3 protein-coding genes are annotated in these 4,336 nt (G+C 71.8%); all 3 read left to right on the top strand.

The features are described from left to right. The first annotated feature begins 185 nt into the window (after positions 1–185). Positions 186–1,484, top strand: coding sequence for an OprO/OprP family phosphate-selective porin (locus D7W81_RS40120; RefSeq protein WP_120560593.1), 1,299 nt, complete (start codon positions 186–188; stop codon positions 1,482–1,484). Between the two features lie 16 nt (positions 1,485–1,500). Then, entirely contained in the window at positions 1,501–2,256 is a 756-nt protein-coding gene (locus tag D7W81_RS40115; protein ID WP_120560592.1) for a cache domain-containing protein, read from the top strand. Beyond that, positions 2,253–4,336 (top strand): MFS transporter (locus D7W81_RS40110; RefSeq protein ID WP_147445804.1); only part of this gene is annotated, 2,084 nt, incomplete at its 3' end. The genes D7W81_RS40115 and D7W81_RS40110, both read left to right, overlap by 4 nt.

Raw genomic sequence — 4,336 nt, 5'->3', positions numbered from 1 at the left:
GGCGACGACCCCGCCCAGCGACGCGGCCAGCACCAGCAGGAGGGCGCCGAGCCGGGCCCGGCGCAGCCCGCGTCCGTGCCGGAGGAAATGGGCAGACATGGATCCTCTCGAAAGGCGTGGCGCCGGGGACGGAAGAAGGCCGGGCCGCGCGGGTGACTTCCGAGGACGGCCCAGGGAGGCCGGGTGTGAAGTTTCACAAAGACAACCATGCGGACGTCGTGCGGGGCATGAACGAACTCCGCAGGCCCGGCCCGTTGTTCTTGTCTGTCTTTGTCGCGGTGCTCCTCCTGCCCCCGGGAGCCCGGGCCGACACGCCGGCCCCGGGCGGCGTCACCGTCCTCCAGGGCCGCGATGGCCGGTCCGCCCTGCGCGTGGGCATGAACCTCCAGTCGGACCTGCGCCTGCACCCCACCGACGACGGGCTGGACAGCACCTTCCTGGTCCGCCGCGCGCGGCTGAATCTCACGGGGACGCTGGCGTCCTTCGCGGACGTGCGGCTCATCGCGGACGTGGGCCAGTCCAACACGCCGCTCTTCCAGGATGCATGGATGGAGCTGCGCGCCGCCCCCTGGCTCCGGCTGCGGGCTGGCAGGCTCAAGGTCCCCTTCGGCTACGAGTGGCTGGAGACGTCCTCCGTCTTCCTCGACTTCGTGGAGCAGTCGCTGCTCTACACGCTGGTGCTGCCCCGCTACGACCAGGGCCTGGCGCTCCATGGTGAGCTCGCGAACCAGCGCGTGGAGTACTGGCTGGGGCTCTTCAACGAAGCCAGCAGCAAGGCGCGCGACGAGGACCGCGGGAAGATGCTGGCGGGCCGCCTCTCCGTGTCACCGCTGGAGGGCGTCTCCGTCGCGGTGAGCGCCACGCACGCTGTGGGGGACAACCTGCCCGAGGAGCCCCGGGGCAAGCTGGCCACCGGCTACGCCTTCCTCACCGCCCCCCAATACAGCGTCACGTACGCCACGGGCGCCTCGGGCCTGTACGTGGCTCCCGCCGATTGGCGCCTGGGCGCCGACGCTGTCTCCTTCCAGGGCCCCACGTCGCTGAAGGTGGAGTACGCGCGCTTTCACTCCTCCACGCGCGAGGGCTGGCTCCAAGCCTCGGACGTTGGCAACGACGCGCGGCGCGTCCACCTGCCCGGGCTGCGCTCGCAAGCCGTGTACGCGTCCGGGACGTGGGTGCTGACCGGGGAGAAGAAGCATGAGCGCGGCGTGGAGCCCTCCAGTCCCTTCGACCCCGGGGACGGCCGGTACGGGGCGGGCGCGTGGGAGGTGGGACTGCGCTACGGGTTCGCCCAGCTGAAGTTCGACGGCCTGCCGGGACACGACGGCCCTTCCGAGGAGCGCATCCAGGAACTGACCGCGGGCCTCAACTGGTACCTCAACACGTCCACGCGCTGGATGTTCAACGCCAGCCGGTACCGGTTCTCCCAGGGGCAGCCGTCCTTCGACGAGTTCCTCATGCGGATCCAGTGGTCCTTCTTCTGAAGGCGAGGGCAGGGCCATGAGTCTGTTCTTCAAGCTGGGGGCCGCGACGGCGGCCATCCTCTGCTTCTCCATCGCGCTGATCGTCCTGCTCAACTACGCCAAGTTCGAGACGACGCTCGGCGAGCTGCAACGCTCGCGGCTGCGCGTGCTCGCGCTGGACGCGAAGGCCTCCACGGAGGCGGCCATCGACCTGGGCCTGGCCCTGCCCGCCGCGCGGGACGCCCAGCAGATCCTCACCCGGGTTTCCGCCATGGACCCGGACATCCGCGGCGTCGTCATCCTCGACCGCCGGGGCACGGTGCTGTTCCAGAGCGGGCTGCACGCCACCACGCACCTCCCCGGCTCCGAGCGCGAGCGCGCCGTGTGGTTCGAGGAGGCCGCCGCCGCGCGCGACGGCACCTGGAACCGCACGGACAGCACGGCGCTGCTGGTGGGCGCGCCCATCCTCAATCCCTTCAGCCAGCCCGTGGGGTTCGTGCTCATCGCCTATGACCGCCGGGCGCTGGATGCGCGCGCGGGCGTCTTCCTGCACACCTTCGCCCGCCAGGCGCTGTGGCCGCTGGCCTGCGGCTTCACGCTGGTCTGCGCCGTGATGTGGGGCCTGCTCAAGCCCCTGGGCCAGCGCTTCCAGGCCATGGAGAAGACCTTTCGCGGCATGGAGGGCCCGGCGCACGCGGCCCCGGCGGACGAGGACCTGCGCGCGTTCGATGCGCGCTACCAGGAAGCCTCCCAGGCCCTGGCCCGCGCGGAGAAGTCCCTGGAGGGCACATGAGCCCGGCCAGCGACGGAGGCCTGTCCCGGGGCCGCATCTGGCAGGTGAGCCTGCTGTCCACGCTGCTCATCGTGGCGACGCTGGTGGCGGCGTCGCTTCAAGCCTCGCGCCTCTTCGAGGAGTCACTGCGCCCGGACCTGCGGGCCAAGGCGGAGACGCTGGCGGAGACCGTGGCCCTGAACTTCCGCCGCGCCGCGGACCTGGGCATTCCGGTGACGCGGCTGGGCGCGGCGGACGCCTACCTGGACGACGCGGCCGCGGGCCATGAAGAGCTCCGCTACATCGGCTTCGCCTCTCCGGAGGGCCGCATGCTGTACGCGTCGCGCGAGCTGAAGACGCGGCCCGAGTCCTTCTTCGAGAGGATGCAGCAGGCCCACGCGCACGAGGAGTCGCAAGGGCTGGCGCATCTGGAGGGCGCGCTGGACCTGGCCTATCCCGTCGAGTCGCGGGGCCGCGTCATCGGCCGGCTCCACCTGGGCATCGACGAGGGCTACGTCGACCAGCGGCTCCAGGAGATCCACACCGACATCCTCATCACCCTGTTCGTCACGGCGCTGGTCACCATCGAGGTGCTGATGGCGCTGATGGGGCTGCTCGTCGTCCGGCCGCTGCGGCTGCTCCACCGGCTGCTGGCGCTCGGGAGCGCGGGGGACTTCACGCGGCAGGCCCGGCTGCGGCTGCACGACGAGGCCACCCGGGCGCTGGCCGCCGCGGCAAGACTGGTGCGCGGCCTCAACGTCCGCCACGTCGCGCTGACGGAGCGCGCCGCGCAATCACGGCGGAGCGGGAAGCTGGCGCAGGCGGTGGAGCAGGCCCTCGCGGCGCTGGGGGAACAGTTCCGGTTCGGAGACCCGAAGGCACCCGCCGCGCTGGAGGAGCCGGAGACCGGCGACCTGCGGCTTCCGCTGTTCATCTACCTCTTCGGCTCGGAGCTCTCGCGCTCGTTCTGGCCGCTCTACGTCAAGCAGCTCTACCAGCCCGGCCCCTTCTTCTCGGAGAGCTTCATCGTGGCGCTGCCCATGTCGCTGTGGGTCACCGCCATGGTGCTGTGCACGCCGCTGGGCGGGCGGCTGCTGAACACCCGGGGCAGCCGCGTGGCGCTGCTGGCGGGCATGGTGCCCAGCGCGTTGGGCCTGGCGCTGACGGGCCAGTCGTCGAGCCTGGCCGAGCTGTTCCTCTGGCGCATGGTCACCGCCGGTGGCTACGGCATCGTGACGGCCACGGCGCTGCTCCACGTCGCGCGGACGTCGAGGCAGAGCCACGTCGCGCGGAGCATGGGCGTGTTCGTGGGCGCCTCGACGGCCGCCAGCGTGTGCGGCACCGCCATCGGCGGCATCCTCGCGGACCGCATCGGCTACGGCGCGACCTTCGGGGTCGCCGCGGGGCTGGTGTGTCTGTCCATGGTGCTGGTGGGGCTCTTGACGCCGGACTCAGGCCCCCGGGAGCCGGCCGAGCACCGCCCGGTGGCGGCCTACCTGGGCATCCTCAAGCGCGGCCGGGTGCTGCTGTTCATCCTGCTGGCGGCCATGCCGGTGCGCCTGGTGCTGACGGGGTTCCTCTTCTTCCTGACGCCGCTGCGCCTGCATGAGCTCGGCTTCAGCGAGGCCGCCATCGGCCGCCTGATGATGGGCTCCTTCATCTCCACGGTGTTCGCCACGCCGGTGGTGTCGCTGCTGGCGGACCGGTACGGCTGGCACCGGGGGATGATGCTGGTGGGCGGCGGTTCCTCCGGGCTGGGCGTGCTGCTGTTCGCGTCGGCGGAGGGCAGCTGGCCGCTGCTCGTCTCGGTGCTGCTGGTGGGGCTGGGGCAGGCGCTGGCGGCCACGCCGCTGTTGGCCAGCGTGCCGCCGCTCTTCGCCGAGGAGTGCGCCGGGTTCGGCCTGGACGCGCTCCTGTCCGTGTTCCGCATCATCGAGCGGGTGGGCAGCCTGGCCGGCCCGCTGATCGCCGCGGCGCTGCTGAGCGCCGGTGGCTTCGTCCGGTCCGCGCACGCCATCGGCGCCGGGATGCTCGTGCTCACCGCGGGACTCGCCGCGTACCTCTTCGTCCGCTCCCTTCATTCCTCCCCCCCCACCCCGAA

It is taken from the genome of Corallococcus aberystwythensis, assembly GCF_003612165.1.
GTDB lineage: Bacteria > Myxococcota > Myxococcia > Myxococcales > Myxococcaceae > Corallococcus > Corallococcus aberystwythensis.
Note: the sequence above shows the minus strand (reverse complement) of the source record. Positions and strands in the feature narration are given on the sequence as shown.

What these genes read in the sequence shown, in the direction of transcription:
- D7W81_RS40115 (WP_120560592.1), top strand. Translation starts at nt 1,501, where the DNA reads ATGAGTCTGTTCTTCAAGCTGGGGGCCGCGACGGCGGCCATCCTCTGC.